The organism is Draconibacterium sp. IB214405 (assembly GCF_033963885.1).
Taxonomy (GTDB): Bacteria; Bacteroidota; Bacteroidia; order Bacteroidales; family Prolixibacteraceae; genus Draconibacterium.
In genome coordinates this window covers 1-5,706 of sequence record NZ_JAXBMA010000016.1, presented here as the reverse complement: position 1 = coordinate 5,706, position 5,706 = coordinate 1, and the positions used below count along the sequence as shown (strand labels likewise).

Genomic DNA, 5,706 nt, shown 5'->3' with positions numbered 1-5,706 from the left:
CTGCAAAGGTAATTCTTATTTTGTTTCTGCCAAATACTTTTTAAAGTTTTTTCGAAACTTTTTCTCCGAACCGTTTTATCGCTCTAAAGACCGAAGTCTCCGTCGCAACTACCGGCTCTGCCTTTGCCGTTCCTTATCCCATTCTTTCTATGAACTCGCTTCTCTCAAAGCGGCTGCAAAAGTAATCAAGGTTTTTATACTTCCAAACTTTTACGTGCTTTTTGCACATCTTTTTTTCGTACTTTTTTCTAATCTACTGAAAGTCAGACGCCATCTATTTCAACAAAAATAGCAGACAGATTGATTATTACGAGAAGAACCAAATAGGGTTTCAATTCTTGCATTAAATAATTGAAATGAAATTCACTTTTTCTGACAAAACAAAAAGCCCCGAAAGATGACTTCCAGGGCCTGTATTTTCGTTATTACAACTTCTTTATTTTAAGAAAAGCTCAATTACGGGTATTTCTACATTTGGTTTATTCACGGGCAGCTGCAGATTAATATCGTTTTCAGCCTGCTTTTGTTCTACCCAGTAACCGTGTGGTTTCCCAATCTTAATCTCAGATGCATCGTGTAAAAACTGCGCATATTTCACTTTATCGCCATAACCACGCATCAGGAAATTCTGCAATGGATAATCCAGCAAGTGTACATAAAGCCGGTTTGTTTCCGAATTGTATGTTAACAATGTGTTATCAGGTGCTTCAAATTCGTCGGGCGCCTGCGTACAATTATATATCGACCTGCTATTGTATTTCATCCACTCTCCCATTTTGGCCAATGCATTATCGGCCCGTTCATCAAAAGTACCTCGTGCGGTTGGCCCTACATTTAATAAGAGGTTACCTCCCTTACTTACCGACTCTATTAATAATACCAATAACTGCTTATTGTCTTTCCAGGTATTTTCGTCGCGGTAATAACCCCACGAGCCGGAGAAAGTCTGGCAGGTTTCCCAAGGAATTCGCACTCCGTTCTCTTCGGGCCATTTATCTACTTTAAATTGTTCGGGTGTTGTAAAGTCCCAGCCGCCCCAATAATCTTTCAAGTCGGCACGGTCGTTTACAATAATACCGGGTTGTAATTCGCGAACCATTTTCATGAGTTCTTCAGAGCCCCAATCGTCTCTTCCCTTTCCAAACTCTCCAGGAAAAGAATAATCCAGCCAAAGAATATCGATCTTGCCATAATTGGTTAATATCTCGCGCACCTGGTTTTTCAAATATTCACGATAAACACTCATGTCCCGGTCTTTATTCAGCTCTTCGTATTCCTCTTTTGAAGATGCACTTTGCGGATGCACCCGATCGATGGTATACTCCGGATGATGCCAGTCGATTAATGAATAATAAAATCCAACGCCCAAACCTTCGGCACGAAAAGCGTCTACCCACTGTTTAATTATGTCCTTACCGTAAGGAGTATTCATTACATTATAATCGGTGTACCCCGATGCGAACATATTAAAGCCTTCGTGATGCTTGGTTGTAATAACAGCATATTTCATTCCGGCAGCTTTTGCCTTTTTTGCCCATTCCGACGGATCAAAAAGATCAGGATTAAAAACCTCGAAATACTTCTCGTAGTCTTCATCCGAAATCCGTTCGTTTTTTTTCACCCATTCATGTCGCGCTGCCTGCGCATACAATCCCCAGTGAATAAACATTCCGAATCGCGCATCGGTCCACCACTTCATTCGCTCGGTTTTCTCCGCTTGGGTTTCATTCCAAATCTTCTTTTGCGAGAATGCCAACTGATTTACAACTGCAATCAGCAGCATCAATAAAATTGCTTTTTTCATGTTCATAGGTTTAGGTTATATATATTACTGTGTAATAATATCGAATTCGGCAATTCCAATCCGGCCATTTTCCTCCGCCGGCGACAAAGCAGTAAATTTAATATAGCGTGCATTAACCGGAGTAAACTTATTCGTTTGCCAAAGCGGGCTGTTTTTTATATTGGAAAACTCACCTTCCGCAACCGGCTGTTTCCAGTTTTTACCGTCGGTGCTTAAATACAACTTATAATTAAATATTATTCCCGGATTAAAACGTTGTTGATCGGGCAAGTATTTAAAACCTGCAATGTTCAGAATCTCTCCCATGTCGAAAACAAAATCTACAGGAGCCGATTCACCTACCGTAAACGCTGTATTTTCATTTCCATCAAATATTGCGTTTGCCTTTTCAGCATTTTTATATTCCCCAACTACTTTCCATAAGGTTTTTGGGACATCAAACTCTGCGACAGAAACAGTGCTCGTTTTGTTTTCATTTACATCTACCACAATCGCTTTAATGGTTGCTTTCTGTGCAAGCTCAAATGGCGCGTTGTATTTTAAAGAATTAATATCAGGCTCGCTTCCATCGATTGTATAATATATATCAAGACCATTATCGAATGTCTCTATATTGATAATACCATCTTTCGTTCTTGAAATTTTGGGCTCGATAATTACTTTCGGTGCATGGTAGATTCCGATTTTTGTGATTACCGGACATGCTTTTGAATCTTTAACCGCAAATCTAACTTTCGAGGCAGTGATTTCCGGCAATCGCAGAATACGTTTTCTACCGATCGTTGTTTGAGAATCGATTTCCTCCCACTTATTATTAATATATGCTTCTACCGAAAACGCCTTTACGCGTTGTCCCAAACGAATGTCTTCCTGAACCAGAAAACGATTAAATGTAGTTTCTTCACCAAGATCGATGGTTACGGATGACTGAATAATTCCATCATCAGTGGACCAGTAGGTATCAGGATTATTGTCGGTTAAATTCGCCACTTTAAACTTATTTGAATTTCCTCGCACATTTGTAGCTTCTGCTTTTTTACCTTCTGCCAGATCATTGGCAAAATCGGCTTTAATGGCTTCGGCGAGTTTCAAAATCTGTTTTTCATCTTGTTCATGAATCAGTCCTCGAGTATCTACCGGAAAATTAATTAGCAACGATCCATTTTGACCTATACTATTATAATATATGTCGAGCAACTGCGGCAAAGTTTTCACTTTATGATCTTCGTATGGATGATAATACCACCCCGGACGAATAGACACATCTACCTCAGCCGGTACCCAGTGCGTGCCGTTTTCCTGCCCCCTACTGTATTTCTCTGAATATTCAGGCATTCCTCCGTAAATCTCATCGCGCATTAAGTTCGACCATGTGGTTGGATACGCATATCCATGTTCATTACCAACCCATCTTACGTCAGGACCTGCATCAGAAAAGATTACCGCATTAGGTTGCAACTCGCGAATTATCTTATATGTATTTTCCCAATCGTAATAAGTAAGTTTATCCACCCGACGTTCTTCATTGGCGCCTCCGTAATAACCGGTACCCCCATTGGCACCATCGAACCAAACTTCAAACACGTCGCCATAATTCGACATTAACTCCCGCAATTGTGCTCTCAAGGTTTCGATGTATTTTTCATTTCCGTATTCCGGATTATTACGATCCCATGGAGAAAGATAAAGTCCAAGCTTTAATCCGTATTCCTGGCATGCATCTGCCAGTTCGCGTACTACATCTCCTTCACCGTTTTCCCATAAAGAGCTTTTTACCGAATGCTCCGTAGTAGCAGTTGGCCACAAACAAAATCCATCGTGGTGCTTGGCCGTAAGAATTATTCCTTTCATGCCGGCCTCTTTACAAATCCTCGCCCATTGCCGACAATCAAGTTCCGTTGGATTAAACAATTCAGGATCTTCGTCACCAAATCCCCATTCCATATTCGAGAAGGTATTCATATTAAAATGAATAAAGGCATAATATTCCATATCGTTCCAGGCCAATTGCCTTTCGGAGGGAACCGGCAATACAGGTTCAGGAGGCGTAACATTACTACAGGCCACTGCAAGCAGCAAAAAGATGAATGCAATTACTTTGTTGGTCATTGAAATTAGATTTTAAATTTTTTACAAACTCTGTAAATATATAATGATTTTATCAATGAAGTACATTCTTATGTTTGATGAGAATAAAATATGTAAACCAGCTTCCAGAACATCATCTCCAATGGAAATTATCAAACTAGATATGTTAAAAAGGGATTGATTTAACTTATCATATTTCTGTTAAATAAGAGGTTTATCTATTATAACATTGGTATTATCATAAGTTAAACGTCAATTTAAAATAAAAATACTTATTGGTGTGTTTTTTGCCCTAATGGGAGTTTTGTCCCATTACTGGACAAAAAACAAAAAGGAACACACACCTAATGCACTGTCATACTGCATATTACAAATACAGGCACATCGTTTGCATATTGGCACGCAGAACGTACTAAACAAAATTATTGAGCGATATGGACGAAGTAAACCACAAAGTAAAATTTGGTTTTTATATTATTAAGTCATAATTTGCATACGTAATTTATTGATTCTGAAATTTAAAGAAGGTAGAAAATAAGGGGTTATTTAATCTTTCCGAGAATTTCATATCAACAGTTTTATTAAGCAAATCGACAAATGTTAATGAACATTTGTGTTGTGGTGCTTCTAATTTTATGTAAAAGAATTAGCAACTTATTAAATCAACATCGATATGAAAAAATTTTTACCCAAGCGTAATTTAACACGAATCCTATTACTAGGAATGGTGTTTTTGTTTTTTGGAGCCATAAGTAGTTATGGACAAGTAGTTTTCGATGGAAGCTATACTCCTGGCGAATATGACGAGGGCGACTCAATAGTTGTCGACTCAAATGCCAATAGCACATGTGATGTTCATACGGTCTATGCTGCCGTTCAGGAAGTGGTTGTTAACCCAGACAGTACTGATTACTATTTGGTGCTGGGACTGCGTAACGGAAACAATGGTTCAGCCATTTTCCGTTATTACTTTAATACTATTCCAGGAGAAGGCTGTACAGAAGAAGTCCACAGTGGAACCACTTATTCCATTGACAGTGCGGATGTCGTGATTCAAATAGATGTGAGTAAAGACAACAAGTTTGCAGTGTACAACTGGGATGAAGATAACCAAATCTGGGTAGCAGATGGTTCTGAATATGGAACTCATATTGGAGATTTTACTGCAAGTGATGGTGAATTTTCTGAAATACGGGCTCCATTAACAGGTAATAGCAATATTACAAATCTATGTGATTTGGGGAACGATGGCAATATACATATAGCTCAGTACATCGCATTCTCAGGAGGAAGCATAAACTCCTCTGTTTGTAGTGCCCAGACAATCGAATTTGATTACAATGTTAATGGGAATATCGACGGTGATGCTGAATATTGCATTGATGAAAATACAGAAACGGTATTAACTTTGACTGGAGTCTTTGGAAGTGTTTTAAAATGGCAAAAAAGTACAGATCATGTTACATGGACAGATATTCCAAACACATCTAATTCGCTAACAACGGCTGATAATCTACAAGTTACAACATATTACAGAGCAATTATTAGCAGTAATATCTGCCCTGGAATTGAAAAAACTACTGGTTATGCTACCGTTACAATTACACCAAAACCAGCTCCAGTTGAAACTTCTATTAATCTTTGTTCGGATGAATCTTATACATGGACTGTGGACGGAGTGGAATACTTCGGTACTGAGGGTGATACTACTGTTCATTACGAAGGGGCCAACTGTGCGCCGGATACTGTACTGAATATTACTGTAACTCCGGAACCTGCTCCGATCGTAACAAACGAAACCATCTGTTCGGATG

General features: G+C 38.9%; 3 protein-coding genes. 1 reads left to right on the top strand and 2 read right to left on the bottom strand.

Annotated features, from left to right (window positions below):
* Positions 1-436: 436 nt before the first annotated feature.
* Both SLH46_RS21530 and SLH46_RS21525 read right to left on the bottom strand, forming a co-directional pair.
* Positions 437-1,804 carry an alpha-L-fucosidase gene (locus SLH46_RS21530; protein ID WP_320283295.1) on the bottom strand — a complete coding sequence of 456 codons (1,368 nt, stop codon included), beginning with the start codon at positions 1,802-1,804 and terminating at the stop codon, positions 437-439.
* Positions 1,805-1,828: 24 nt separating this feature from the next.
* Positions 1,829-3,913, bottom strand: a complete 2,085-nt coding sequence (locus SLH46_RS21525; RefSeq protein WP_320283294.1) for an alpha-L-fucosidase — start codon at positions 3,911-3,913, stop codon at positions 1,829-1,831.
* Between the two features lie 652 nt (positions 3,914-4,565).
* On the opposite strand from SLH46_RS21525, the gene SLH46_RS21520 reads away from it, so the two are divergent.
* Positions 4,566-5,706: hypothetical protein (locus SLH46_RS21520; protein WP_320283293.1), on the top strand; the 1,141-nt coding region annotated here is incomplete at its 3' end.

Bases quoted from the DNA above. Each gene is read 5' to 3' on its own strand.
- SLH46_RS21530 (WP_320283295.1), bottom strand. From the start codon at position 1,804: ATGAAAAAAGCAATTTTATTGATGCTGCTGATTGCAGTTGTAAATCAG.
- SLH46_RS21525 (WP_320283294.1), bottom strand. From the start codon at position 3,913: ATGACCAACAAAGTAATTGCATTCATCTTTTTGCTGCTTGCAGTGGCC.